Source organism: Haloarcula sp. H-GB5 (genome assembly GCF_054850705.1).
Genome location: NZ_JBTWBG010000001.1, coordinates 192,944 through 219,357 on the forward strand (window position 1 = coordinate 192,944; position 26,414 = coordinate 219,357).

Sequence of the window (26,414 nt, forward strand, 5' to 3'; positions counted from 1 at the left end):
GATGGCTGCATTCACATACGCTCCGGCGATTGTCCTGCTGCCGTTCGTATCGTTCCTCGTCGCGCTGTTTGCCGGCGATCGCATGCCAAAAGGCGGCGCGCTCGCTGGGATCACAGCGACGGGCGGATCGCTTCTGCTGTCGATCTGGGTCGCGCTGACAGTGGCCGGCGGTGAGGTCCACAACGAGATACTGTACACGTGGACCGCGAGCGTCGAGACGCTCCAGCTCAACTTCGGACTCCTGCTGGACCCGCTGTCGGCGCTCATGCTGCTTATTGTCTGTCTCATCTCGTTCCTCGTCCACATCTTCTCGCTCGGGTACATGAACGACGAGGGCGAGACTGGCCTCCCGCGCTACTACGGTGGGCTCGGCCTGTTCACGGCGAGCATGCTCGGGTTCGTCGTCGCCAACAACCTCCTGATGGCGTTCATGTTCTTCGAGCTGGTGGGCCTGTGTTCGTACCTGCTCATCGGCTTCTGGTTCCGTCAGGATGGCCCGCCGAGTGCCGCGAAGAAGGCGTTCCTCGTCACCCGCTTCGGTGACTACTTCTTCCTCATCGGCGTCGTCGGCATCTTTGCTACCTTCGGGACCGGCCTGTTCGCCCCGATCACGCAGGGCGGCGAAGTGGTCGCCGAGAGCTTCCCGATGCTGGCCGAACACGCTATCGTCGACGGCGAGGTTGAGGGCATCGCGATGCTCGAGACGGTCGGCATGGGGCCACAGGCCTGGTTCACCGTACTCGGCCTACTTGTGCTTGGCGGCGTTGTCGGCAAGTCCGCGCAGTTCCCGCTGCACACGTGGCTGCCCGACGCGATGGAAGGTCCGACGCCGGTCTCGGCCCTGATTCACGCAGCGACGATGGTCGCAGCCGGTGTGTACCTCGTCGCGCGTATGTACGGCTTCTACGCGCTCTCGCCGACGGCACTGGCCGTGATCGCCCTCATCGGCGGCTTCACCGCGCTGTTTGCGGCAACCATGGGTCTGGTCAAACAGGAAATCAAGCAAGTGCTCGCGTACTCCACCATCTCCCAGTACGGGTACATGATGCTCGCGCTGGGCTCGGGTGGCTACATCGCCGCTGTCTTCCACCTGACCACCCACGCCGTGTTCAAGGCGCTGCTGTTCCTCGGTGCAGGGTCGGTCATCATCGCCATGCACCACAACGAGAACATGTGGGACATGGGCGGTCTGAAAGACCGGATGCCAGTGACTTACTGGACGTTCCTCGCCGGCTCGCTCGCATTGGCCGGGATCGTTCCCTTCGCCGGCTTCTGGTCCAAGGACGAGGTGCTGTACGAGGCGCTCATCCACGGCTTCGGCACTGAGGGTGGCCTCGGCACGGTCTACCTCGCCGCGTACGCGATGGGGCTACTGGCCGTGTTCTTCACCGGCTTCTACACCTTCCGGATGGTGTACCTGACCTTCCACGGCGACGCGCGTTCGGACACCGCACGTGACCCCGAGCCAGTCCGCTGGAACGTCAAGGGTCCGCTGACGGTGCTTGGCATCCTTGCGACGACTATCGGATTCATCAACATGAAGCCCGTCGCGGATCTGACCGGCGCACACATCGACTTCCTGCACGTGTGGCTGAACGGCCCTGAAGAGGGTGGTTGGCCCGCAACGCTCAACACTGGACTGCACCACTACGAGACGCTCCTAGAGGACGTGGCTCACGTCGCGAAGGGCTACCCGCTCGGTGAGATGACGACGCTGCTCGCCTCTGCGGGAGTTTCGCTGGGTCTCGCACTTGCCGGCGTGCTCGTCGCGCGGAGCCTCTATGCCGGTGCCGACCCGGTCGAGCATACCGACAAGCTTGGCGGTCTGAAGACGCTACTCATGCACAACTACTATCAGGACGAATATCAGGTGTGGCTCGCGACGGGTGTCACCTACCCGCTCGCCCGTGTGATGAACAAGTTCGACCAGGGTGTCGTTGACGGCGTCGTCAACGGCATCTCCAGCGTGAGCCTGTTCGGCGGCAGCCGCATCCGACGCATCCAGTCCGGCGTCGTCAGCAACTACGCGACGCTGCTGACGCTTGGACTCGTGCTCTTGCTTGCTGCCTTCGGCATCATGGGAGGGTGGTTCTAGATGTGGGTCGCCGCGCTCCTGCTCGTGACGCTGCTGGGAACCGGGCTCGTGTTCCTCTCGCCCGACCGGTACGCCGGAAAGCTTGCCGCGGCCGTCAGTGTGGTGCCGGCGCTTGGCAGCATCTATATGTACTGGGTGTACCTCACGCAGTACGGCGGCACGGGCAACGCGCTGCTGTCGCCCGCCGACATCGCGTTCGGCCAGCAGATCCCGTGGATCACGCTGGGTGAACTGGAAGTGTCGTACTACGTCGGCCTCGACGGCATCAGTATGCCGCTGCTCGTGCTGACGACGGTGCTGACGACGCTTGCCATCGTCTCGGCGTGGACACCCATCGACGAGCGTCAGTCCCAGTTCTACGGGCTGATGCTGTTCATGGAAGTGAGCCTCATCGGCGTGTTCTCCGCGCTCGATTTCTTCCTCTGGTTCGTCTTCTGGGAGGGCGTCCTCATCCCGATGTACCTGCTTATCGGGGTCTGGGGCGGTCCGCGCCGGAAGTACGCCGCGATCAAGTTCTTCGTCTACACGAACGTGGCGTCGCTAATCATGTTCGCGGGCCTGTTCGCGCTCGTGTTCAGCACCGATCTCACGTCGCTGTCCCTGCCTGCGATGGCCGAGGCGTTCCGCACCGCGAGCGGGCTGCCGACCATCGCCGGCGTGAACCTGATGACCATCTCCTTCATCCTGATGTTCTTCGGGTTCGCGGTGAAGGTGCCCGTCTTCCCGCTGCACACGTGGCTGCCAGACGCTCACGTTGAGGCCCCGACGCCGGTGTCGGTCATGCTGGCCGGCGTCCTCCTGAAGATGGGGACCTACGCACTGCTGCGGTTCAACTTCACGATGCTCGCTGACACGGCACGTCAGCTCGCGGTTCCGCTGGCGATTATCGGCGTTGTCAGCGTCATCTACGGCGCGATGCTCGCGCTGGCACAGCGCGACCTCAAACGCATCGTCGCCTACTCGTCGATTTCATCGATGGGCTATGTCATTCTAGGTCTGGTCGCGTTCACGCCCTACGGCATGGGCGGGGCGACCTTCCAGATGATCGCCCACGGCCTCATCTCGGGGCTGATGTTCATGTGCGTCGGTGTCATCTACAACACGACGCACACGCGCATGGTCGGCGATATGTCCGGCCTCGCGGACCGCATGCCCTGGACGGTCGGCATCTTCGTCGCCGCCGCCTTCGGCTACATGGGCCTGCCGCTGATGGCCGGCTTCGCCGGGGAGTACTTCATCTTCCAGGGCTCGTTCAACGCACCGACGCTCGGTGGGGCTGCACCGGTGCTGACCTCGCTGGCGATGTTCGGCATCGTCATCGTGGCCGGCTACCTGCTGTGGGCCATGCAGCGCACGCTGTTCGGTGGCTTCAATCTGGAGACGGACTACGAGGTCAGCCCGGCCGCGTTCCACGACGTCGCGCCGCTGGCCGTGTTGCTCCTGCTGGTCATCGCACTCGGTGTCGCACCGGACCTCTCCTTTGCCATGATACAGGACTCGATTTCACCGGTTCTCGAAATCGGAGGTGGTGCATAGATGGTCGCACTCCCTGACTGGATGGCGCTTGCCCCGGCACTCTCGCTGGCCCTCGCCTCCCTGGTGTTGCTGCTGGCGGACTCGGTCGACCCGGACACGACGAACACGGGGCTGCTGGCCGGTATCTCGGTGCTCGGCTCCCTGCTTTCCTTCGGGTTCGCCGGCTGGTTTATCACCGCCGGCACCGGAATGGCCGATAGCACTGGCGTCGCGCTGTTCAACAACCAGCTCGTCGTCGATCAGATGGCCCTGTTCTTCATGGCCATCGTCGGCAGCGTCACGACGCTGGTCGTGCTCGCGAGCTACGACTACGTCGCCGAACACAGCTACCAAGCCGAGTTCTTCGTGCTGGTCCTGCTGTCCGCAACCGGGATGAGCCTTCTGAGCGCGGCCAACAGCCTTGCGACGGCCTTCGTCGCACTCGAACTGGTATCCCTACCGTCCTACGCGCTCGTCGCCTTCCTCAAGGAGAACAAGGGCAGCGTCGAGGCGGGATTGAAGTACTTCCTCATCGGTGCGGTGTCCTCAGCGGTGCTGGCCTACGGTATCTCGCTCGTGTACGCTGCGACGGGCGTACTTCGATTCGACGGCGTCGCGACGGCCATCTCTAGTGGCACGGTCCAGACCATCGTCGACGGGTCGGTTCAGGCCCAGGCCGGTGACCCTGCCGTCCCGATGGCTATCCTCGGCGTCGGTATCCTGATGATCATCGGTGGCGTCGCGTTCAAGACCGCCTCCGTGCCGTTCCACTTCTGGGCACCCGAGGCGTACGAGGGCGCACCAGCGCCGATCTCGGCGTTCCTCTCCTCGGCGTCGAAGGCCGCCGGCTTCGTGCTGGCGTTCCGCGCGTTCGCCGTCGCCTTCCCGATCGGTGACCTACTCGCTGCCGGCGGCGCGATCAACTGGGTGATGGCGTTCCAGATCCTCGCCATCGCGACGATGTTCATCGGGAACTTCGCCGCCGCGACCCAGGAGACGGTCAAGCGGATGCTGGCCTACTCCAGCGTCGGCCATGCCGGCTACGTCCTCATCGGACTCGCCGCCGTGTCTGGCTCCGGTGAGGGCCTGAGCCTCAGCATGAGTGCGGGGATGTCCCACCTGCTCGTCTACGGCTTCATGAACACGGGCGCGTTCCTGTTCATTGCGCTGGCCGAGTACTGGGGCGTCGGCCGCCGCTTCGAGGACTACAACGGCCTCGGCAAGGAAGCGCCGGTCGCCTGTGCGGCGATGACGGTGTTCCTGTTCAGCCTCGCCGGCCTGCCGATCGGCGGCGGGTTCTTCTCGAAGTTCTACCTGTTCCAGGCGACGCTCAACGTCAGCGCGTGGTCGCTGGCCGCCGCGCTCATCATCAACAGCGCGCTTAGCCTGTTCTACTACTCCCGCGTCGTCAAGGCGATGTGGATCGAGGAACCGACCGGCAGCCGGACCATCGAGTCGTACCCGATGGGGCTGTACACCGCTGTGGTGGGCGCCGCTATCGTGACGGTGCTCCTGCTGCCCGGCTTCAACCGCGTCTCCGAAATCGCGTTCCAGGCCGCGCAGTTGCTGTAAGCGCGGGTTGATACACTCGCCGGTCTCTTTTATTCTGACTCGTAGACGAACACGCCGCCGCTCTCACGTTTCTCGACGCGGCCAGTGACTTCGAGTACGTCTAGGTGGCCGACAGCCTCGCTCATCCCAGCAAAGTACTCCGTGGCGGGCAGGTCGCCGAACAACGCCGTCATCACGTCACTGGGTGTCGTCGCTCCGCCGGAGACGATGTCGGCGACCTCCGCGGTGCGCTGGTCGTGTTCCGCAAGGATGTCGTCGATACGCTCCTGCGGTGCTTCGACGGGCTCGCGATGGCCGGTGAGAAATCGGTCGTGACCTTGCTCACGGAGCCATCGGAGCGAGTCGTTAAATGCCGGTAACACCTTCGGCCGCGCCCCGCTTTCGTCGGGCACCTGCAGGAACGGATTGGGTGTGATGTCGCCCAGCACGTTGTCGCCGACGACCGCTTCACGCCGGCCCTGAGAGTCGTACGAAAAGATTATTTCGCCCGCGGAGTGGCCCTGCACGGCGTCAATCGTTAGTTCTGTGTCATCGACGGTGACGGTATCACCGGCCACGAGCGCGCGGTCGGTGTCGACGCTCTGGGCGTAGGGCAGGAAGGCTTCCGGTAGCTGTGTGACCGTTTCGGCGGTCTCGCGTGAGACACCACACCGCTCGAAGAAATCCGCGAAGTAGGACTGCTCAGTGTGTAGTTGCGCCGCGAAATCGCCCATGATTTCTGCTCCCGGTTCGCTGGCGAGGACACGCGCTCCCCGCTCGGCGAACCGGTTCGCCATGCCGAAATGATCCGGATGCGGATGGGTGACCAGCACCTGCTCGATATCATCTGGGGACAGTTCACGTGCTTCAAGCGCCTCGATCAGACGCGACCACGCTTCCTCGCTGTCGGGTCCCGGATCGACAATCGTTCGCCGCGCGATGTATGCATTGACTGGTCCGACCTGAAACGGCGTCGGGATCGACACCCGTGTGAACATATCTCCCCGTTGCAGGTGGTGGCGCAAAACAGTTCGTACCCGCACGGCACGTTTACCATCGTGGGCGCTCGCTGTCCCTCGGTTAGCTGTGGTTCCTCATGGTTTTCCGGGCACAAGAGATATATTCGTCCTTCGCGTAGGGACAGATATGAACAAGCACTTCGAAGACGCACGGTACTACCTGAAGCGTGCCGGGGAAACCGCCACCAAGGGCGTCAAAGAGGAACTCGAACCGGTCGAGGAACGCTTTCGAGAACTCACTGGGAAGGAAGAAGAGCCCGAACCCAGCCGCCTGGAGGCCGTCAAGGCCGACCTGAAGGACCTGCAGGGAAAAGCAGAGGGCGAAGCCGAGGAAGCGATCGCTGACGCCCGCAAGAAGATCGGTGCGTATCGCGGTAAGGAAGAGCCGGAAGCGTAGTCGGAAAGCAATTCTTAAGGGATGCGCTCGAATAGGATTGAGTGCACTGGGTTGGTGATCTAGTTCGGTTATGATACCTCCTTCACACGGAGGAAGTCGGCGGTTCGAATCCGCCCCAACCCATCCGCTCACTGCACACTTTTGAAGGAGTCTGTATGGGTGTCTGGAGCCACCTCGTAACGATGAGTTACTACACCGTGAGCCGTGACCTTACCCAGAAGCAGCCTCAGTTAGCGCATACGAAGCTGTTACCGTCGTCTTAGCGCTACAGGTGTACGGATAGCGATCGGTTACGCGCAGCCCGACAGTTTTTACCGCTCGGTAAACAAAGCAGCATATGACCGAAAGTGAGTCGCAGACGTCGCCTGACGGGCCGCTATCAGGAGAGATGGTCCGGCATGGGACGGGCGTGAACTCGAACCGTGCGTTTCCGACGGAGAGCTATTCGTCCAATCTGGACCCGTTTGTCCTGTTCGAGCAGTTCTACATCGACCCCGACAAGGGGTTCCCGATGCATCCGCATCGCGGGTTCGAGATCGTCTCGTACATGATCGAGGGTGGGATGGAACACGAGGATTCGCTGGGCGTCGCAAACACTGCATACGAGAACGACGCGATGCGTATCACGACCGGCAGTGGGATACGCCACTCCGAATTCCCCGCCGACGGGCAGGCCTGCACCGGACTACAGCTCTGGGTGAATCTGCCGCAGGCGAAGAAGGACGCTGACCCGGACTACATTGACGCCACGGCCGACGCGCTCCCGACAACGGAACAGGACGGTGCGACGGTCACGACGGTTATCGGCGAGGGCTCACCGATCAGCCTCCATACGCCGATGGAATATCTGGATGTATCTGTGGCCGACGCGTGGACGTGGTCGGTCCCGGCGGAGTGGTCCGGATTTCTCTATGGTGTCACCGGTAGCGGAACGGTCGCGGGACAGTCGTTCTCCGACGGTGATTTCCTACCGGTCACTGACGAGCGGTCGGTGACACTCCAAAGCGATGAGTCGCTTCGTGCTGTCGCCGTCTCGGGCCGCCCGCACGGCGAGCCGATCCGACAGCGCGGCCCGTACGTTCTATAGGTGGGCGGTGCGGGGTGGTTCAGGGCCAGACGTGAGGGCTTGACTAGATTTTACCAGATGGTAAAACTCTTCTGTGGGCGGTCCGTGCTGTGAGACATGGCAGACGTAGCAGTTGTCGGCGGCGGTCCCGCCGGCCTGAGCGCGGCACAGTACGCGGCGAAGAACGACCTCGAAACGATCACCTTCGATACGGACGAGTCGTGGATGCACAAGGCGCACCTGTTCAACTACCCCGCAGTGCGCTCCATTAGCGGCGAGGAGTTCCTCACGGTCGCTCGTGGGCAGGCCCGCGACCGCGGCGCGACGCTGTACGAGACGGAAGTAACGGCTATCGACCAGACCGACGATGGATTCGTCCTCACGACGGCCGACGACGAGTACACCGCGGAGTACGTCGTCCTCGCGACTGGTGGCGACCGCAGCCTCGCCGAGGACCTCGGCTGTGACTTCACCGATGAGGATGTCGTCGACGTGACTGTCGACATGGAAACGTCCGTCGAGAACGTGTACGCGACCGGGGCGATGGGTCGAGCGGAGAAGTGGCAGGCGGTCATTGCAGCCGGTGACGGTGCGGCCGCTGTCCTCGACATTCTCTCGAAGGAGAAAGGCGAATACTACCACGACTTCGATATGCCGTCAGACGTGCCGGAGCTCTAACGATGCAGTCAAAATCTACTACTACAATGACTCTCGCTACAATCCCGAACCGTACTGTTGGAAACGCTCGTGCAGTCTCGGTGGTGAGTTTGTGATGGCACCCGAACTCAACGTCGTGTTGCTCGTCGTCGGCCGCGTCCTCTTTGGCGGCGTGCTCGCATTCACCGGCCTGAGCCACTTCACACAGACGGAACAGATGGCCGGCTACGCCGAGTACAAGGGCCTCCCGGCACCGAAATTCTCCGTCCTCGCGTCCGGTGCCCTCCTCATTCTCGGCGGGCTCGGCGTGACCGTGGGCGTCTTTCCGGTCGTCGCAGCGATCGCCCTCGCCGCGTTCCTCATCGTCTCGGCGGTTGCGATGCACGACTTCTGGGCCGTGCCGGACGAGGACCGGCAGGACGAACTGAACAGTTTCCTGAAGAACGTGACGCTCGCGGGCGGGGCGCTCGTCGTCGCGGCGTCGGCAACCGGAACGTGGGCGCTCAGCGTCGGCATCAGCCCCATCTGACGCTGGCTGGTCGGCTCGATCTACTGCGGTGGGTATAGCGAGTCGAGAATGAAGTCGTTGACGGCACGCTTGGCTTCGTTGGGTGCGTCTTCGTGGCCGAGCGCGATCCGCCGGCCGCGGGCCGCGTGAATCACGTCCGTGATGAGCTGGCCCATCAGTTCGGCGTCGACATCCCGAAACGCGCCCTGTTCGATTCCGTCTTCGATGACCGTGGCGATGCTTTCTCGAAGGCGGTCGTAGTGCTCGTTGAACAGCGCCCGGTGTTCCTCGTCGTTTTGCGCGTATGCGTACAGTTCGTGGTACACCTTCATCCGGTCCCAGTGGGAAAAGTCGTCGAACTCCGGGCCGAACAGGCACCGGTCGATGCGAACATCGAGTTCTGTGCGGGGGTCGGTTTCGTCGTCAACCACGACGCTTCCCTCGTACTGGTCGATAATGTACTCCAGAAACGACGAGATCAGGTCGTACTTGCCGTCGAAATGATAGTGAATCACTTGCCGGGACATATCCATCTCATCGCCGATGTCCCGGACTCGCAAGTCCTTGTAGCCGTGCTTGCTCAGCGCCCGAAAGGTGGCCTCCATAATGACCTCTCGGGTGTCCTGTGGCGTGCTCTGCCCGTCCGATTCGCTCATGGCCTGTTTTATCGTGGTAGGCACATATCGGTTTCTCCCTCCGTCGGGACTGTGGAGTTGTCGTCGACCGGAACGTGCCTCGCCGCAACGCTGTCACCGCTCACGCGCGTTCGACGAACCGAGCGTCAGCGGAGGTGTGATCCCGGTTGAACGACAGCACCTTCGCCCGAATCACGTCACCGGCCGACACCGACGACGGCACGTCCTCGGTAAACAGGACGAACCCTTCGACTTTCCCGACGGCGACGCGGTCGCCGGAGTGGTGATCGCTGAATTCGGTGATGCCGAACTCGTAGGTCTCACCGAGTTCGACTGGCGGTTCTCGCTCCTGTGCGGCTTCGTGAGCACGCTTCGATGCACTGCTGGATGAACGGCGGGTAATCGCAAACGCCAGCGCGAGGCCCACGGCGAGGGCGGCCCCGCCGGCGGCGAGCCAGAGTGGTTCCATGACAGGGGTTGCAGGGCGAACGGATTAATACCTTTCAGACTCCGGCGACAGCGCTTACAGTCCAAGGCGGTCCCGAAGACCGCCGCCACTGGAGTCAGAATCCTCGCCCTCAGGGTCCCACTCCGTCGGTAGCTCGGCCGCGAGCGACGTGACCTCGTCGTCGCTGTAGCGGTGGTCCGCCGTCGCGTCGTCGAGCCAGTTCGCCCACTCCTCAGCTGTCATTCGGCCCTGCGAATCGACCTCCCACTGGTCGACCAGCGCCTCCCGGTCGCGGAACGGGATGTCCATGCCGCTGTCGCCCCAGTACAGCGGGGAGAGCGCGAACTCGTGAGTGTCGTCTTCCAGCCAGACGAGCCGATAGGGGTAGTCGTTGTAGCAGAACACGTCGTCCGGCGAAACGACGTCGCCATTGGGGAGCTCCAGGGTCTGGGACATTGTATCACTGTAGGGGCTACCCACGTTTCAGGGTTATGTGTCGGTAGAGCGGCTGGACGCCTGTCGCTACGCGAGCGGGTCACACAGCGCCCACTCGTCCGTTTCAGGGTCGAGATTGGTGGGCTCCGCGCCCCGATCAGTCACGATGCCGGCGTGGTAGTAGATCGCCTTTAGCTGGAACACGGTCGGCGAGTGGTAGACGCTGCCGTCGGTCAGTTCCGAGCGGCGGAGTTCCCCGTCCCCGGTCAGCACTCGCTGGCGGACGGCCTCGTTGCCACGGAGGAACAGTTCGACGGTGAACTCTGGGTGCAGCGCATGGAGATACTCGACGAACTCGACGAGCGACGGCGACTCGTACCCGTCCCGGTGACAGGTGTAGAGCCCGTCAACGAGGAGTTCCGTGGCCGGATAGTCGGAGACGACACGGCGGACGAGCTGGCCCCACTGGGGCGCGACGTCGATGAATCGCTTTCGGGACCGCTGCCAGTCCTCGAACCGGCGGAGTGCAGCGTCGATGTCGCCGACCGTCCGGAGCGCGAACCGGACAACTTCCCGGCCCAGTGGTGTCAGCGTGAGCGAGCCCCGGCCGGTGTCGATCAGGTTCAGGAACGCCGCGCCGGCGATAGCACCGTCGACGGCCCCGACGACATGGGAAGCAAGCAGGTCCCGTGCGTTGCCGTCGTGGTGGACAGCCAGTGGCACCGCGATGTAGTTCTTCGGATGGTTGAGCCCGAAGTTCTGGTCGGCGACGCCCTGTGCGCTTGCCTGGAACCGGATCGCCGAGGCGGCGTCCATCGACCCGTGGCCGACCACGCGGGGCCGTTCCAGAACCGTGACTGCGCCGTCGGAGTCGACGCCCAGCACGCCGACGTTTAGCTCGCGGGCCATCGTCCGTGCGGCGGTGGAGATGCCGCTCCGGGGTGCGGTCAGGAAGGCGACGTTCGCTTCGTTGAGTCGGTCGTGGGCCTGCACGACCCCGCGTTCCGCGTCGACGCCACCGTTGCCCGTGTAGCCCTTCGCCTCGACAGCGATGAGCGGCGGCCGGTCACCGAGTCGGTCGACGGACAACAGGTCCGTCGAGAGCGTCTGTACGCCGACGAGGTCGGGATAGCCAGTTCCGATCTGGACGTGGTTGAACGGTGCGAGTGTCGCCTGCACGGACGCCTGGATGGGCGTTTCGTCCAGCCAGCGCTGCTGTGCGAACTGCGTGTCCGCGACGACGTAGGCGTCCTCGCGGTCCGAAAACAGCCGGTCTTTCGTCCGGGCGAGTACCTGTGGCTCGGAGAGTCCCGACGCCGCTGTGGCCATAGACGGCGTTCACACAGGGCAGACATGAGTGTTCTGTCCCCAGACGAGCGATCAGCGGGCGGCTGATTCAGTGCTACTCGACAGCCGCGTATCATCTACACGGTAACAGGATGATATGGCGACGCCACGGCCGGACAACCAACCGGGCGGTGAGAAAATAGGAATGTCTCTGCTGGTCGTCAGTACTGGTGAAGCGGCTGTTGGCGGATTTTGGCCCGTAGTTCCCCGATAGAGGGGTCGCCGTCGCCGCCGAACTGCTGTGTCACGGAGTGAACTTCCTCGCGGGAGATCTTGACATTGCCCTGTTCGATGACGTCGGCGGGACGTTCGCGGAGCTCACGGATCGTTCCGACCGCGAGCAGGAACGGAATGGCCCACGCTGAGAGGGTGTTGCCGCGGGTTTCGGGCATGGCTTCGAGCCACGCCTGCGCGTCGTCGAGGTAGCCCTCCGCTCGCTCGGTCACCTGCTCGATGACGGGGACCAGCGAGTCGACGTTGTCCGTGTCGCTCACGTCGCTGTGGTCGAGGCCCTGCTCGTGGAGCAGTTCAAGCGGAAGATAGACGTTGTTTTCCTCTTCCATGTCCGTCGCGGCGTCCTTGGCGACGTTGACGAGCTGGAGCAGCAGGGCAAAGGAGCGGGCGTTTTCCTCCATCTGGGCGATCTGCTCGTCGGTGGCTTCGTGGGAGACCAGCCCGGTCACCAGCGTCCCGACGGTCCCGGCGGCGTACCAGCAGTACTCTTCGAGTTCGTCGAGCGTCTTGATCCGAAGCCCGCCGGCATCGGCGTAGCGGTCGACGAACATCGCCATCCCGTCGACGAGCTCCCGGACCGGCCCGCGGATGGTCCGCGTGGAGTGGTCGTCGAGCGTGTGAAACACGTCGACGATACGGCCCGTGTTCTCGACGACTTCCCAGTCGGCGTTCGTCGTCGTAGGGATCCACTCTTCGACGGCATCGTGGAACGTCGACACGGTCGTCCCGCTCGACGGTTCGAGCGAGCGGCTGTACGTCTGCAGGAGTTCGGTCTGCACCGCTGGAGGGAGATGACCGGCGTCCTCGATCGTGTCAGCCACACGACAAAGAAGGTAGCCCAGACAGATGTCCCGGGCCATCGGTTCGTTGAGTTCCGAAATTGTGAGACTAAACGTCCGCGACACACGATGGACGGCATCGTAGCACCACTCGATGTCTTCCGAAGACGACCGGTCTGTGTGGTTCTGAGACATTCCCGACATCCGGGGTAGGGCATACGATGATAAAAATGGGACGGCTACGGCGTCAGTTCCGTCCCGGTCACGGTTCGGTGTTCCGACAGACTCAGGAGTGTCCGAGCCTAGTTTACCGTATGAACGGCATAGCGACCGGGAGGGCACAACCGTGAACAATCAGGACGCATTGACGTTGGCGCTGACGGTCGTCGCCGCGATCATCCTCCCGGGCCTCGCAAACTGGGGATTCAGTACGCTCGGCTACCCCTGGGTCGGAAGCGCTGTCTGGGCGCTGGGGTACGGCCTCGGCGTCGTCTTCATCTGGTACGAGTGGGTCCGGCCGCTCGATATCACCGGTCCGGAGGGTGTCAGCCGAAGCGAGGACTCGGGCGAGTAACGCGCTGTTCTGCCTCCCTTGACGACCAGCCATCAGTTTTCTCAGCCAGCCACGTCGCAAGGACATACGTATTGTAAATTTTTCATACAACACCCGTAGTACCCAGCCGACAACATTTATACCCGTAGTCGGCCCAACGTGAGATATGACAAACGAGACGCTCGGTGTGAGTCGTCCCGGAACGAGGGGACGCGCCGGGTGGACACGCGAGCAGGCGAGTCGGATCGAGCGGACCGACGACACCGTTGCCCCCATCGTCTACCCGCCGGAAACCGATCAGATCCCTGAGGTCCACATCTGGGACACCTGGTTTCTCCGGAACCGCGACGGTACGCTGGCGACAGTTGACGGCTATCGGGTCTGTTTCTCGCTGACCGCCCCGTCGGATCTGCTGCCCGGCAAGCGCCACGACGTGGCGACCATCCGCTGTTTCTACTCCGATGACGGGCGGAACTGGCACAACGCCGGCCCGGTGTTCGAGGACGCACTGGGCCAGCGCCAGTGGGCTGGGTCGGCACTGTACGACGACGACGGCAGCGTCTACCTGTTTTATACCGCGGCCGGCGAAGACGGAGCCGAGGATCTGACTTACACCCAGCGTATTGTCGGTGCAGGCGGCGGGAGCATCGACACGGCCGACGGGTTCGAGCTTTCAGGTCCGTGGACCCACCACGAACTGCTCCAGCCCGACGGCGACCGCTACGAGCGCGAAGACCAGTCTCGCAGGATGATATACACCTTCCGCGACCCGTGGTTCTTCGAGGATCCCGAGACGGGCGAGACGTGGCTCCTGTTCGAGGCGAACACGCCGGTTCCAGAAGGGAGCGATGTCTGCGGTGGCGACGACGCATTGCAGGAGTTCAACGGGAGCGTGGGCATCGCCCACTCGCCGACGGGCGACCCGCTAGCGTGGGACCTCGAAGACCCGCTGCTGGACGCTGTGGGCGTCAATCAGGAGCTCGAACGGCCACACATCGTGTATCGGGACGGGCTTTACTACCTCTTTATCTCCAGCCATCTCCACACCTTCGCGCCGGGGCTTGAGGGCTTCGACGCGCTGTACGGCTTTGTCGCGGAGAACCTCCGCGGTGACTACGTCCCGTTGAACGAGTCCGGCCTCGTCGCCACAAACCCCGAGAACGCGCCGTTCCAGTCCTACTCGTGGATGGCCTTCCCTCACGACAGTGAGGTGCTGGTCCAGAGCTTCTTCAACTACTACGATTTCGACGGCGAGACGCTGGACGAAATCGCCCACCTGTCCGAGTCCGAGCAGATGCGCCGGTTCGGCGGCTCACTCGGCCCGACACTCCGACTCAACGTTGAGAGGAGTCGGACGCGAATCATCGGGACGCTCGGGCACTGGCACATCCCGCTGGACGGCGAGAAACTCCCACTGACGGACCGAGAGCTGATTCGGCGCGGCAAAAGCGACGATGCAGGCGGCGCTGGCTACGACGGCTGAGCCGAGACTGAGTGGGGAGTAGTGACTTCAAAGCGGCCTTTTTCCACGTATCCGGCCGGACCGTCTACCAGACTGAATCCAGTTCCCAGACATCCAGCGACGCAACTGTCGCGCAACCGCCCTCGGCCGACAGCGAGATGCCGGTCGCGTCCCCGCGAGTCGGATACACGCGGCTGGTCAGGCAGTGGCGCTCGTTGGCGAACACCTCGACGACGCTCCCGTCGACGAAGACACGCAGCGACAGCGGCGCGTCGTACGGCTGGACCCGCATCGACTGGGTATCGCCGGTCGCCTGCGGATCGGTGCTCGACGCCGACCGGTCGACGGCGATTTCGCTCTCGTAGGAGTACCGAATCGGCGTCCGCTCCTCGCCGTCCGGCGATTCGAGGACGGACAGCTCGACGGCTTCGGCGTCCTCCAGCCGAACCGTGGCACGGAGTTCGAACGACCGGCTCTCGACCGGCAACTGCTCGGTGTCGCCCGCGTCGAGGCGCACCACGTCGTAGCTCGTGTTGTCGCCACGTAATTCAGTGAGTTCGGGGGCCGGCCGCTGGCACAGGCCGCCGTCGTCAGCCAGCGACAGCTCCCGGGGAAGTGACATCGCACCGGACCAGCCGGCGTCCCACTGCCCGCTCACGTCGCGAGCTTCGGGGAGCCATCCCCAGGTCAGGATGCGGCCGTCGTCGGTCCACATCGACTGCGGGGCGTAGAAGTCGCCGTGGTCGAGCTTGTCGCGGCGGTCGGCCTTGAACTCGCCGTCCTCGTATGTCCCGAGGAAGTACACCACATCTTCGTAGTTCGAGATGTGCAGGAGCTGGCGGTCCCCGAAATCGAGCAGTTCCGGGCACTCCCAGACGGTTCCAGCGGTGTCGCGGTCGCCAGCGAGTATCGGGCCCTGATACTCCCAGTTCCGGAGGTCGGCGGATTCGTACAGCAGCGCCGCCCCACCGCCGCCCTCGATCCCGGCCCCGATGAGCTGGTACCAGGTCCCGTCCTCGCGCCAGACGCAGTGGTCCCGGAACTCCCCTTCCCAGTCCTCGGTCCGGAGCACCTCCGGTTCGGCCGGCAACTCCTCGATGATGGGGTTGTCCGGGTCCTTGTCCCAGGCTGTGAGGCCGTCGTTCCTAGCGGTGGCGATACAGGGGAGCTGACGCTTGTCGCGACCGCCCGTGTATAGTACGGTCGGGACGCCGTCGTTGTCGACCGCACAGCCGGACCAGCAGCCGTCCCGGTCCGGGCCGTCGGGCGACGGTGTGAGTGCGACAGGGCGGTCCTCCCAGTGGACAAGATCGTCGCTGACAGCGTGGCCCCAGTGGATCGTGTTGTGGAACGGTCCGGCCGGGTTGTACTGGTAAAACAGGTGATAGCGGCCATTCCAGTGAATGAGGCCGTTCGGGTCGTTGAGCCAGTTCGCCGGCGGCGTCACGTGGTAGGACGGGCGACAGGGGTCGTCGTCGAGCCGCTCGCGTAACTGCCCGAACGTGTCGACATCCTTCGGGCGGCCGGTCAGCGGGTGCCGGTCGTCCGTCGATAGAAAGTCAAGCGCGTTCTCGATGAGTGTCTCGCGGTTGCCCTGACACACATCGTGGGTCGGCTGGGCGAACGCCACCGAAGACCCGATACCCAGCACCTGCCCGTTGCCGGGCTCCCAGGAGAGAATCGACATCTGCTTGACGACATCGGTGTCGCCCCGGACCGTGCTCGCGAGCACGTCTCCCGACTGTGGTGCGATGGACTCGTATCTCGCGTAGGGAATCGTGACACCGGCACCGCGGGTATGGACGCGAAGGGTGTCGTAGTCCGCGTGGATCGGGTGGTCATCGTAGAGGGCTTGCCAGAGATGACCAGTTGACTCGGGGATCTCTTCCCAGCCGGTGGCGTCGGGTGCGACCTCCTCGAACCCGAGCGGTTCGACGGTCGAGAGCGCGTTCAGCGTCAGCAGGAGTGAGCCACCGTCACGGACGTATGCGGCCAGGGCCGGCGCGTCGGTAAGGGTTCGCTCGTCGAACAGTTCGTCACGATGCCACCAGAGGACGTCGTATTCGGTGGGCTCGACCGACGAAAGTGCGCATCGCTCCGCACCGTCGACCGCCTCCTGACACCAGTCGTAGGCCGACGCCTGCTCGTCCGTACAGGCGTCGACGTAGAGACAGCCGATGCGTGGCGAATCTGCCATTGCCCGTTATCCCCTCCTGAAATATAAAAACATTCGGCAATCGTTTCTGATCGAATATGCACGCTCTTGTGGATATTGACGGTGCTTGAGGCGGCAAAGCAGCCGGCAAGCACTGGCTGCCTACAGCGTAACCTCACCCCGGTTACGACGGCGGGGAGACCGAAATCAATGACCAGAGCAGTGGCTCACGGCGAACTCTCGATGAAAAAGCGAGCGGGACCGGTCAGTGGACGCGAGCGTTGCGGGCCTCGGCCTTCCAGTCGATGACGGTTTCGTGACAGCTGGGACAGACGAACTCGGTGAGCTTTGTCGTCTGGTCGTTGTATGACATCCGTGTGCCACAGTTGGTGCAATCCATTATAATTGTATATATTCTATTGAAGGATATAAATTTTCTCCTGACCATAGTCGGTCCGGGCGAGAGACGGTCTGACACGGCTGAATTATGCTATCTCGTCTCATGGGGCCCCGCAGAAGCATTCGTTCTGTGGCGATAGCACATCACTACACAGGTCTCCAGAGCGTGGACGAGCACAGACAGTAGACGGTGAGCCGAAAATGCGTGGCTTGCGGGGACTACGACCCGCCGTGTCCAGTCGGATCGATTTTCGGGTCAGTGCTACCGGTCTCGGTATCCGAGCGGTCGGTCGTGTCAGTCGCAGACGGCGAGCGTTCGTCGGCGGTCGTGATGTCCACGTCCGGCGCTGTCTCGGTCCCGTCGAAGCGGTCGTCCACGTCGACGGGTTCCTCATCGAGTCTGGCTTTCGCCCGTGAGAGCCGCTGTTCCACGGCATCGAGTTCCGCTTCGAGGTGGTCGGTGGCGTCCGGATAACAGTCTCTGGCGTCTACCAGGGCAGTTTCGAACGCCGCCTTCGCCGTCTTGTACTCCGCTAACGCGGCGTCGGGCTGGCTGGCGTCGGCGTACCAGTCCCCTGCCTCCATCGCGTCCGTCGCGACTGTCCGCCGCGCGGTGACGAGGTTCTCCGCGACGGTCCCCAGTCGGTCCCGGACCCGCTTGGGGTCGCCAGCGAACCGCCGTTCGTCCGCCCCCCAGTCGAGTTCGAGAACGTCTCGGTAGGCTTCGAGCGCCTCGGCCCAGTGGTCGGCGGCAACAGCGGGGTCTTCCGCCGCGACAGCCTCGTTGTCGGCTGCAGCCGCAGTGTGCAGCGGTGACTGCTTGAGGTCCTCAATAACAGTGTCGAGTCGGTCCCGCTCGGCACGGATGTCGGTGAGTTCGGGGATGTCCTCTGTGGGGAGCGAAAAGATCTCGTCGTACTCTGCTCGCGCCGCCTCGTAGGCATCGTACGCCGCTTCGAAATCGTTCTCCCGCCAGTGTTGCTCACCGGTGTCGACTGCTCTGCGGGCGCGGCTTCGACGGACTTCCGTGAGCGTCGCAATATAGCGCTCCTGTACCGTCGTAACCCGGTCTTCGAGCGCGTTTGTATCGCCAGGCGGCCCGAACTCGGTAGCCGTCTCCCCGGCCGCGTCGAGACGGTCCCCGGCTTCCAGCACCGTCGCCAGTGCTTGCTCGTAGTCTCCCTGATCGCGCTGCTCTGTCGCCGTCACCAGCATCCGCTTGACCTCGTCTAAGATGTTCTCGACACGGACCCACGCCTGTGACGCGTGTGAGAGATACGCGGTCAGGTCGACGATTCCCTGCTTGCCACAGTGAACCCGCCACTCCGTCTCACCGCACCGCCGGAACGTGATCTGGCCGTGGCCCAGGGAGTGGTCGCCCGCGACCTGGTCGATATCGACGTGCGGGATGGCGAACCGCCTGTCGCCGTCGTCATCGCCCACCAGCAACAGGACCCGCTTGTCAGTCACGACGCCGACCATTCGGTAGTTGCTGCCCGGCCGCACAGTCTCACTTGACTCTGAGGTGCCGATTTCGACGCCGTGCTTGCGGCTGGTGAGAGCAAACCGTGGGGTTTCGTCGTCGTCGACGGCTGCCAGTGCCGGCTCGTCGTGGAGATATCCGGTCGAGAAGAGCCCGCCCGAACCGGTACTAGTGAGAACATCGGGTGGATCTGTCTCCAGATTATCTAACCTGATAATTTTCCCCATTATCGGGTCAGAATACGTCTGAAGGTTTGAGTTTGACTTATGTATTCTGATACTGGCGTAGTAAATTAATATAAACCCAACGTGAATTGCATTGTCGCGTCGCCGTCAGGGCTGTGGCCGTCGATACTCCACGTGTCTCGTCACGCCGTCCGTCAGCCGGCAGACGGGTGTCTGACTTGGCTTTAGGTATCAAGCTGCCGTAGCCGAGCATATGCCACGTACCAGTCTCGGCGGGGGTTCATCTCAGAAGCGACAGGGTGGTGACCTCGCAACGGACGCGACCAGCCTCGGAATCGACACCGACGTATTCGAACTGCTCTCGACCGGTCGCGGTCATAAAATGGCACAGTCCGAGCCCAGAATCGAGCGGTGGCTGGACTGCTGGCGGAATCCCTAGCTGGTCTCGACGAGGCGCGCTGCGATCCGCTGTGCGCCGATGGTCGGTGCGATGTCCGGTTCCTCAGCAGCGATGACATCGATGTCGCGGTTCAGCTCCGCGCTGAGGCGTTCTTCGAACTCGTCGACGATACCGGGGATGCAGGCCATGCCACCGGTGATGGCGATCGGCCGGTCCAGCGCGAGCTGGTACACTTTCATGTAATCGTTCGCCAGTTCCGGCAGGAACGTGTTGGCCAGTTCGTCGACGGCGTCGTCGAGGTACTCGTTGACCGCGTCCATCACTGAGCGCTCGATGGTGAACTCGTGTGAGCCGCCGCCGGGCTGCTGGATGATGTCCGTGAACGGCTCGAAGTCGACGAAGTCGGCGTGTTCTTCCTTGTATTCGCGGGCGGTCTGGTTGTCGATGTTGACACGGCCCTGCGTTTCTTCCTCGACGTAGTTGGCGATCATCCGGTCGACTTCGTTTCCGGTCACCGCGCCCGTCGTGAACGGAGAGAGTTGCTCGCCCCGTCGGTACGCGGAGGCTTCGAGGTTCGTCGACCCCATGTTGACGGAGACGAATATCTCGTCGATGGCTTCGAGGTCGTCGCCGAAGGCCGGAATAGAGCCACACAGCGACTCCGGGTAGCTCTCGACGAGGTCCAGCCCGATAGAGGAGTTCTCGATGACGTTCTGGAGGTTCTCCAGCCCGGTCGGATTGTCGATGGTCGGGATGGCGTACACGACGCCGCTGTTTGCCGGGATGTCGTGCTCCTCGATGATGGCCTCGAAGAACGTCTTGGTCATCTCGGCCCGGTCGGCGTCCTCGGGAAGCCCCGACCGAAGCATGTACTCGACGCGGTCTGGATACTCGCGGGCCGCTTCCTCGCCGTAGAGGACCTTTTCCTCGCCGGTCAGGGCGTCCTCGTACGTCGCCATGCACGTCAGTGTCTTGATGATCCGGTTCTCCGTGCCGTGTTCGCCCGGCAGGGCAATGACGGTCCGGGTGCTCCCGAGCTTGACCCCGACCGGAACAGCGGCAGCGCCGTCCGACGACACACCGGCGTCCGATTCGGACCCGGTGTCGTCGTCCGCATCCTCGTCACTCATATACGGTCGTCCTTGTCGACCGCCCGATATATATCCTCTCCCTAGTATTCAGGACTGATAGCTGTCCCCTCGGGTGACTGATACTGCGTCCCCCTCAGTATCGGGGATTCGACGGACAGAATTGGTGCTGAAAACGAAGGTTACGTCATCGCAGTGAGCTTCGCGATGTAGACGAGGCTCAGCATGTGGTCGTCGACGCTCAGTTCGTTGTCGTCGTTGGTCGCCGACTCGTCGATGCCAAGCAGGTAATCCGAGAGGTCGTCCTGTACGTCCTCTGTTAGCCAGTCGATCGAGCGATAGTAATCGAGCGCTTCGTCGGCCCCTTTATACCCGGAGTGCATCAGGAGGAACTCGAGCCATTCGAAGACCACGAACTCCGCGGCGTAGGTCTCGGGCAGTGCTTCGAGATAGGGCTTCTCGTGGGCGTCACCACCGAGGAACGGCAGCAGTTCACGGTACAGTCCGGAGCGGAACGAACTCCCCGCAAGCACCTCTTCATCGGCGTCGTCAAGCCCCATGTCCAGGTCCGTCGGGTCCGGGACGTCCTCGTCGCCCATCCCGTTGCCCCGCTGACGAGCCATCTTCCGTAACTCGTCGAGGTCGTAATCGCGCGGGTTGATGGTCATGATACTGACCCTTCAATCTACACAATCATAAATCTTGCACACCGTCAGACGGCCGTCATGCACACGCTCGCGGGTGTTTCAGTCTCGTCCGTGCTCCGTCCCCCAGTTGCGACGTTGATAATCGGGACCACATTTTTATAGTGACTCGGAGTCGACCTGTGGATACTTGGATGATGAACCGGCAATCAGAAACCGGTCCAGCCCGCTTCTGTGTGACCAACGCGAAAGGCGGGACCGGAAAGACGACAGTTGCTATCAACGTAGCCGGTGCACTGAACGACCGCGGCCGGGACGTCCTCTTTATCGACCTCGACCCGCAGGGCAACGCCACGGAAGGCGTCGGCCTCGTCGAGGCGTACGACGCCGACCCGCCGACGCTATTCGACGCACTGACCGGCGATCCATCGGCGCTGGGTGAGCTTATCTGCGAGGGCGAGGAGATGGACGTGATCCCCTCCAGCATCGACATGCTTCAGGCCGAGCACGAACTGACCATCGCCGACCTCATCGCCCGGGTCAACACACAGGGTGGGGATATCGACCAGGCCGCGCTAGCCTCGTTCGCTATCAACATCACGCCGGAGATGGTTACGGGGTCACACGCGCTCGACACGCTCGACCGGGCGCTGTCGACGCTCGACGCCGACTACGACTACGTTATCATCGACTGCCCGCCGTTCTACGGGAAGCTGACCGACACCGGTATGTACGCCGCACAGAACGTCCTCATTCCCGCACTGACTGAGGCCACCTCCGAACGGGCCATCGAACTGCTGATGGACCAGATGGCCGCGATGGAGCGCCAGACCGACGCGTCGATCAACACGCTCGGCGTCGTCGCCAATCGGGTCGAAACGACGTCCGAGGACGAGACGATGCTCGAATGGTTCAACATGGCGTTCCCGGACAGTCCCGTCTGGGAGGTCCGTAAACGGGTGGCGCTGCAGCGCGCGTTCAGCGCCGGCCAGTCTATTTTCGCGACCGAGGAATCGTGTGACATGGCGGCTGTCTTCGAGGACATCGCCGCAGAACTCGACGAGCAGTTCGGCTTTACCGACACAGAGGTACCAGCATGAGTGACGACGAACGTATGGACAGGGCGGAGCGCATCCGGCAGATGCGCGAGGGGAACAAGGCAGAAACTACCGACGACACCGAGGAGACAGACAACGCCTCCGCGGATGGGCCCGGTGAGCAGCCCGACGACGAGGGCGAAACCGAGGAGACGGCAGGCGAGACCGCCGACGCGGAATCGGCGATCGCGGCCAGCGACGACACGACTGACGAAGCGTCTGCAGCCGATGGACAGGCCCACACTGACACCGGCAGCGCCACCGACGCCAGCGACGCAGTCGCTGACCAGAATGACACTGACGCGATGGCCGCCGCACAGCGAGCGGCCGAGGCCTCCACACAGGTAACGGCCGGCGACACCGACACTGGTGCCGTCGACCAGCCGACGGACGACCTTTCGGCGTCGGCCAACCCGATGCAGGGCCCGACCGGCGTCGAATTGCCGGACCAGGAACTCATCGAGGAGGCGATGGCGTCGGACAACACCGCCACGACCGAGGGTGGCGCTCGCGCTGCGGCTATCGACGACGAGGCGACCCAGACAGAGGAACTGGTCCGGGTCCTCGAATTCGCGCTCGGCGACGAGTACTACTGTCTCGACATCGACTACGTCGAAGAGATCGTCAAACGCGAAACGGTCACTCGCGTCCCCAACACCGATGACTACGTCGAGGGCGTCGTCGACCTCCGGGGGCAGATTACGACGATCCTCAACCCCAAGGAGATGATGGACATCGACAGCGACGGGTCAGAGAACCTCATCGTCGTCTTCGACGCAGGTGTGTTCGAAGAACAGGGCGCGATGGGATGGATCGTCGATGAGGTCCGTCAGGTCGTGCCTGTCGCCGAATCCGAAGTGAACACCGCCCCCGTCGACGGCGATTACATCAACGGTGTCGTCGACCGCGACGGCGAAGACGAGTTCGTCATCTGGATCGAACCCGACGACGTGCTCGGGAACGCAACCGCGGACGGTGAGGACTGACGCGCCGTCTTCCTGTTTTTTCGGCTTGGTTGAAATCCTTAGTAACTGATACAAATGCCGTGCTGCATACAGGCAGAATATTCGGCAACGGATGGTGTCGTTTCACTTTCCGCTGTGATTTACCAGAACGAATGGGGAAATCTATTGATGTTCGTTTTCAGAGATTGTTTCATCCATCCTGCTGAATAGAGCGTAAAATAGTTGCTACCAGCACTGTGTTAATTGTCACAGTCTGATCGAACGACCACAGTCGGTGGGGCACCCAAACCCCCGACAACCATCACGCAGTGCTTTATTACGTTATGTTGAAATTACATATCTATGCAAATACTTGATTCTCTGGTAACCCTCCTTATGTTGATTTTACAGCTTCTTTTGTTTTTCATGCTACAGCTTGGGGTGATGGTGGCGATAACTGGCGGCATCGGACTGGCCGGGGGCGTACTGTCCGTTCCGGTGTTGTCCGTGCTCCCGGATGTCCGCCGCTTTCTCGTCCAGGCTTCCGGTGGCCGCCCGGACGACGAGACCCCGTCTTGGCGAGTGGTCCTTCGACCCCGATACCTACTCCTGTCGTTCGTGTTCGGTATTTTGTATGGATTAACATTTGTCGCGCTTCTTGGCCCGCTGATAAGGCTGGGGCTGTTCCCGGGCCGTGGCGAGCCGACTCTGTCACTCGCACTCCTGCCGGCGGTGTTCGTCTTGGCGAGCACGCTGTTCGCCTACGGAGTCCATCGATACTCGTCGGCGTGGACCGGAACAGCCTCAAGGCGGTCTGTGCTGGCCCAGTGGATGGTCTTTCTCAGCGTCGTCGTTACTGTCGGGACCGGTAGTGCATACGTAGCCGCCCTCGCAGAGCTGTAGCGTGATTCTGTTTGTACCACGATTATTCTATAGTAGCTATTGAAAATCAATGCACACCTGATCGCACGACTGCAGTGCGATCAGTGTGTAAATCGTTTCAATTGTTACTATAGTCCATCCGTAATCGACTCACGCCCGCTATACAGCGCGGCCGCGAAAACCGATCATCGGTTGCGGGTTTCACCAAGTTCGTGTTTCCGGTATTTTTACTCGCTTTCCGTCTCGTCCGTGTCGAGGTCCAGCTCCTCACTGACGAGATCGACCGCGTTCTGGACGGCACCCACCGTTCCCAGATAGCCCGCACCGACAGTCGTCTTGAGCGCTAGCGCGGCGCGCCCGGTGAGGACAGAGGGGCCGACCTTCGCCACGGCGTCGTCGCCGACCGAGACGAGCCAGCCTGGCACGTTGAACTGATACTGGGTCAGTCGGGGCTGGAACTCGCCGTGGCTACCCTGTGACTGCTCGACGAGTGTCCCGATGTTGTCCGCGGCGACACGGGCCTCGCGGATGGCCGCCGCCGCGCTTGCTGGCACAGCCTCGCCGTCGCTGTCGACGACCCGGGCGGCGTCGCCGACGGCGAACGTCGACTCGCCGAGTCGGAGGTCCGCCCGAACGACGGGCCGGTCGGCGTCGAGTGCCGGCGACCCCTCGATACCGCCGGTCCAGACGAACTGGTCCATCGACAGGTCCGTGCCGTCTCCGAGCGTAACCGCGTCGGCATCGGCCTCAGCCACGCCGGTTCCGGTCCTGACGGTCACGCCGGCGTCGACCAGCGCGTCGTGGACGGCCGACTGGAACGACGCCGGAAACGCCGGCGCGACGGCGTCTTCCTGTTCGAGCAGGAGGACCTCGATATCGCTGTCTTCGCGCATCTCGGCCAGTTCGCCGGCCACCTGCACACCTGACAGGCCAGCGCCGCCAACGATCACACGGTCGCCATCGCCGAGTTCGAGAAAGCGCTCGCGGATCTCGCGGGCATCGTCGAGGCGCTTCAGCGGCGTCGCATGCTCGCGTACGCCCGGGAGGTCGTAGAACGCCGTCTGCGCGCCGAGACACACCGCACCCACGTCGTAGGACAGGGTCTCAGACCCGTCCAGCGTCGCAGTCCCTTCGTCGGGCGCTACATCCGTGACCCTCGCCTGTCGAATCTCACAGTCGAGTACCTCATCGAGGTCGACGGTGATCTCGTCGGCCAGTGACGGCCGCCGGACGACCCGGTGGAGTTCGTGCTGCACGAGGTGTTCTGTCTGTTCGTCGACGACGACCAGCGAGACGCTGTCGGGAAGAGTCTGTTCGAGCTTTCTGGCGAGCGAGAGTCCGGCATATCCGGCTCCGAGAACGGCGACGCGCATTGTGTCCGCCGGTTAGAGCGGCGTCCGGATAACCCTGTTCTCGCGGGCGACGGGCCGGGTTCAGTACCAGTTCAGAACAGCGCCTTGTCCTCGGAGAGAATCTGTGCGGGGCCACCGACATCCCAGACGCGGGTGTCGACGCCGCAGTCGGCGACCGTTTCCTCGACGCGGCCGACGTACTCCTCGGTCGTATTGATGTAGACGCTCGCGCCGGTGTCGACGGAAAAGTACACGGGAACGTCCTCGCTGTTCCGGAGTTCCCGGACAGCGTTGAATATCTCGATGGTTCGCGGTTGCCAGTACACCCAGCCGGCCGGCCCGGTCATCGTCGCGGCGGCCAGCGACAGCGAGTCCTTCTCGGCGAGGTCGAAGACGGCGTCGAAATCGCCGTCGTACAGCGCATCGCGCATATCCGAAATCTGGCTGTGGATATGAGCCATCCGCGACTCGAACATGTGGCTCTCGGCGGCCTCCTTGTGAGCCTCCTCGGTTTCCTTGTAGGATGGGACCATCCCGGCGACGATTCGCAGGTCGTCTTCGAGGTCCGTCTCGATGCGCTCGCTCCGGCAGTCCCTGTCGTTCATGCCGGTCCGGAGGTGGGAGAACGCACCCGTCACCGCACGCGCGGCCGAGGAGGAGCCGCGGCGTGCGACCGTCGAGATTTCCGGTCGCGTCATGTCGAGACCGGCCGCCTCAACGAGGGCCATCGCCGCGGCGGCAAAGCCCGACGAGGACGAGCCAAAGCCGATGTTCGTCGGGAAGTTGTTCGCCGATTCGAAGCGGACGCCGTGGTCGATGCCGGCGAGGTCGCGGACGTGGTCCACGACGGCGTCGATACGCTCGGCCCCGCGGCCGGTGACCTCCTCACCGTCGATGACGTACACGTCTTCCTCGCGGTCCGGGTCGAAGGCGGCCGTCGTCTTCGAGTGGCTCGGTGCGGTACAGACGGAGATGCTGTCGTGGTACGGCAGTCGCAGTTCCTCGTCGCGCATCCCGTGGTACTTGACCAGCCCCTGAATCGGATGTGCCTTCGCGGTCGCTTTCATACCTCACCCTTCCGGGC

The 26,414-nt window shown here is 63.0% G+C and carries 26 protein-coding genes and 1 tRNA gene; 14 read left to right on the plus strand and 13 right to left on the minus strand.

The genetic code is table 11. The features are described 5' to 3' along the window. Position 1 precedes the first annotated feature (1 nt). From nuoL to ACYJ11_RS01050, 3 genes are read left to right on the plus strand one after another with little or no spacing between them, the layout of a single operon-like run. Positions 2–2,095 carry an NADH-quinone oxidoreductase subunit L gene (gene nuoL, locus ACYJ11_RS01040; protein ID WP_461646425.1) on the plus strand — a complete coding sequence of 698 codons (2,094 nt, stop codon included), beginning with the start codon at positions 2–4 and terminating at the stop codon, positions 2,093–2,095. Further along, positions 2,096–3,631, plus strand: a complete 1,536-nt coding sequence (locus ACYJ11_RS01045; protein WP_461646426.1) for a complex I subunit 4 family protein — start codon at positions 2,096–2,098, stop codon at positions 3,629–3,631. Continuing rightward, positions 3,632–5,182, plus strand: coding sequence for an NADH-quinone oxidoreductase subunit N (locus ACYJ11_RS01050; RefSeq protein WP_461646427.1), 1,551 nt, complete (start codon positions 3,632–3,634; stop codon positions 5,180–5,182). Positions 5,183–5,211: 29 nt separating this feature from the next. Here ACYJ11_RS01050 and ACYJ11_RS01055 read toward each other — a convergent pair whose 3' ends face one another. Then, positions 5,212–6,159, minus strand: coding sequence for an MBL fold metallo-hydrolase (locus tag ACYJ11_RS01055; protein ID WP_461646428.1), 948 nt, complete (start codon positions 6,157–6,159; stop codon positions 5,212–5,214). 148 nt (positions 6,160–6,307) lie between these two features. Between ACYJ11_RS01055 and ACYJ11_RS01060 the strand changes: the two genes are divergently transcribed. The 5 genes from ACYJ11_RS01060 (at position 6,308) to ACYJ11_RS01080 (ending at position 8,829) form a co-directional block, all read left to right on the plus strand. Continuing rightward, complete coding sequence (locus ACYJ11_RS01060; protein WP_005538247.1) at positions 6,308–6,577, plus strand: DUF7553 family protein; 270 nt, start codon at positions 6,308–6,310, stop codon at positions 6,575–6,577. A 48-nt stretch (positions 6,578–6,625) separates the two neighbouring features. Then, a tRNA-Val gene (locus tag ACYJ11_RS01065) sits at positions 6,626–6,700 on the plus strand. Between the two features lie 214 nt (positions 6,701–6,914). Then, the gene (locus tag ACYJ11_RS01070) at positions 6,915–7,664 is read left to right on the plus strand and encodes a pirin family protein (RefSeq protein ID WP_461646429.1); all 750 of its coding nucleotides are present in this window, start codon (positions 6,915–6,917) and stop codon (positions 7,662–7,664) included. Positions 7,665–7,760: 96 nt separating this feature from the next. Then, on the plus strand, positions 7,761–8,321 hold the full coding sequence (locus ACYJ11_RS01075; RefSeq protein WP_421641749.1) for an FAD-dependent oxidoreductase: 561 nt from the start codon (positions 7,761–7,763) through the stop codon (positions 8,319–8,321). 94 nt (positions 8,322–8,415) lie between these two features. Beyond that, positions 8,416–8,829, plus strand: a complete 414-nt coding sequence (locus tag ACYJ11_RS01080) for a DoxX family membrane protein (RefSeq protein ID WP_461646430.1) — start codon at positions 8,416–8,418, stop codon at positions 8,827–8,829. A gap of 20 nt (positions 8,830–8,849) precedes the next feature. Here the strand turns inward: ACYJ11_RS01080 and ACYJ11_RS01085 are convergent, their stop codons facing one another. From ACYJ11_RS01085 to ACYJ11_RS01105, 5 genes are all read right to left on the minus strand, one after another. Beyond that, entirely contained in the window at positions 8,850–9,464 is a 615-nt protein-coding gene (locus ACYJ11_RS01085; RefSeq protein WP_461646431.1) for a TetR/AcrR family transcriptional regulator, read from the minus strand. A gap of 100 nt (positions 9,465–9,564) precedes the next feature. After that, positions 9,565–9,912, minus strand: coding sequence for a TRAM domain-containing protein (locus tag ACYJ11_RS01090; protein ID WP_005538238.1), 348 nt, complete (start codon positions 9,910–9,912; stop codon positions 9,565–9,567). A 54-nt stretch (positions 9,913–9,966) separates the two neighbouring features. Then, entirely contained in the window at positions 9,967–10,347 is a 381-nt protein-coding gene (locus tag ACYJ11_RS01095) for a hypothetical protein (RefSeq protein ID WP_170095717.1), read from the minus strand. Between the two features lie 66 nt (positions 10,348–10,413). Continuing rightward, positions 10,414–11,655, minus strand: coding sequence for a hypothetical protein (locus ACYJ11_RS01100; protein ID WP_461646432.1), 1,242 nt, complete (start codon positions 11,653–11,655; stop codon positions 10,414–10,416). A 179-nt stretch (positions 11,656–11,834) separates the two neighbouring features. Beyond that, positions 11,835–12,881 (minus strand): phytoene/squalene synthase family protein, encoded by a 1,047-nt coding sequence (locus tag ACYJ11_RS01105; RefSeq protein WP_461646433.1) that lies wholly within the window; start codon positions 12,879–12,881, stop codon positions 11,835–11,837. Between the two features lie 151 nt (positions 12,882–13,032). On the opposite strand from ACYJ11_RS01105, the gene ACYJ11_RS01110 reads away from it, so the two are divergent. Together ACYJ11_RS01110 and ACYJ11_RS01115 are read left to right on the plus strand one after the other, a co-directional pair. Continuing rightward, the gene (locus ACYJ11_RS01110) at positions 13,033–13,260 is read left to right on the plus strand and encodes a hypothetical protein (RefSeq protein WP_461646434.1); all 228 of its coding nucleotides are present in this window, start codon (positions 13,033–13,035) and stop codon (positions 13,258–13,260) included. Between the two features lie 145 nt (positions 13,261–13,405). Then, positions 13,406–14,722: a glycoside hydrolase family 68 protein gene (locus ACYJ11_RS01115; RefSeq protein ID WP_461646435.1), complete on the plus strand. Its 1,317-nt coding sequence runs from the start codon at positions 13,406–13,408 to the stop codon at positions 14,720–14,722. A gap of 64 nt (positions 14,723–14,786) precedes the next feature. Here ACYJ11_RS01115 and ACYJ11_RS01120 read toward each other — a convergent pair whose 3' ends face one another. The 3 genes from ACYJ11_RS01120 to ACYJ11_RS01130 all read right to left on the minus strand — a co-directional run bounded on the left by ACYJ11_RS01120 (position 14,787) and on the right by ACYJ11_RS01130 (position 18,965). After that, positions 14,787–16,898, minus strand: coding sequence for a GH32 C-terminal domain-containing protein (locus ACYJ11_RS01120; protein WP_461646436.1), 2,112 nt, complete (start codon positions 16,896–16,898; stop codon positions 14,787–14,789). A gap of 223 nt (positions 16,899–17,121) precedes the next feature. Next, on the minus strand, positions 17,122–17,256 hold the full coding sequence (locus ACYJ11_RS01125; RefSeq protein ID WP_023843340.1) for a hypothetical protein: 135 nt from the start codon (positions 17,254–17,256) through the stop codon (positions 17,122–17,124). Between the two features lie 218 nt (positions 17,257–17,474). Further along, entirely contained in the window at positions 17,475–18,965 is a 1,491-nt protein-coding gene (locus ACYJ11_RS01130; RefSeq protein ID WP_461646437.1) for a hypothetical protein, read from the minus strand. A 211-nt stretch (positions 18,966–19,176) separates the two neighbouring features. Between ACYJ11_RS01130 and ACYJ11_RS01135 the strand changes: the two genes are divergently transcribed. Next, on the plus strand, positions 19,177–19,362 hold the full coding sequence (locus tag ACYJ11_RS01135) for a hypothetical protein (RefSeq protein ID WP_461646438.1): 186 nt from the start codon (positions 19,177–19,179) through the stop codon (positions 19,360–19,362). On the opposite strand, the gene ACYJ11_RS01140 is transcribed toward ACYJ11_RS01135, so the two are convergent. Next, positions 19,359–20,453, minus strand: coding sequence for a rod shape-determining protein (locus ACYJ11_RS01140; protein ID WP_005538227.1), 1,095 nt, complete (start codon positions 20,451–20,453; stop codon positions 19,359–19,361). The two genes, ACYJ11_RS01135 and ACYJ11_RS01140, sit on opposite strands and share 4 nt — an antisense overlap. Positions 20,454–20,593: 140 nt before the next feature. Beyond that, positions 20,594–21,079: a FlaD/FlaE family flagellar protein gene (locus tag ACYJ11_RS01145; protein ID WP_170095709.1), complete on the minus strand. Its 486-nt coding sequence runs from the start codon at positions 21,077–21,079 to the stop codon at positions 20,594–20,596. Positions 21,080–21,249: 170 nt separating this feature from the next. On the opposite strand from ACYJ11_RS01145, the gene ACYJ11_RS01150 reads away from it, so the two are divergent. From ACYJ11_RS01150 to ACYJ11_RS01160, 3 genes are all read left to right on the plus strand, one after another. Further along, the gene (locus ACYJ11_RS01150; protein WP_080505498.1) at positions 21,250–22,155 is read left to right on the plus strand and encodes a ParA family protein; all 906 of its coding nucleotides are present in this window, start codon (positions 21,250–21,252) and stop codon (positions 22,153–22,155) included. After that, a complete protein-coding gene (locus tag ACYJ11_RS01155; protein ID WP_461646439.1) occupies positions 22,152–23,138 on the plus strand; it encodes a chemotaxis protein CheW in 987 nt (328 codons plus the stop codon). Before ACYJ11_RS01150 ends, ACYJ11_RS01155 begins: the two co-directional genes overlap by 4 nt. Positions 23,139–23,522: 384 nt before the next feature. Continuing rightward, the gene (locus ACYJ11_RS01160) at positions 23,523–23,999 is read left to right on the plus strand and encodes a hypothetical protein (protein ID WP_461646440.1); all 477 of its coding nucleotides are present in this window, start codon (positions 23,523–23,525) and stop codon (positions 23,997–23,999) included. Positions 24,000–24,205: 206 nt separating this feature from the next. Here the strand turns inward: ACYJ11_RS01160 and ACYJ11_RS01165 are convergent, their stop codons facing one another. Both ACYJ11_RS01165 and mvaD read right to left on the minus strand, forming a co-directional pair. Then, entirely contained in the window at positions 24,206–25,351 is a 1,146-nt protein-coding gene (locus ACYJ11_RS01165) for an NAD(P)/FAD-dependent oxidoreductase (RefSeq protein WP_461646441.1), read from the minus strand. A gap of 71 nt (positions 25,352–25,422) precedes the next feature. Next, positions 25,423–26,397 carry a phosphomevalonate decarboxylase MvaD gene (mvaD, locus tag ACYJ11_RS01170; RefSeq protein WP_461646442.1) on the minus strand — a complete coding sequence of 325 codons (975 nt, stop codon included), beginning with the start codon at positions 26,395–26,397 and terminating at the stop codon, positions 25,423–25,425. Positions 26,398–26,414: the final 17 nt, after the last annotated feature.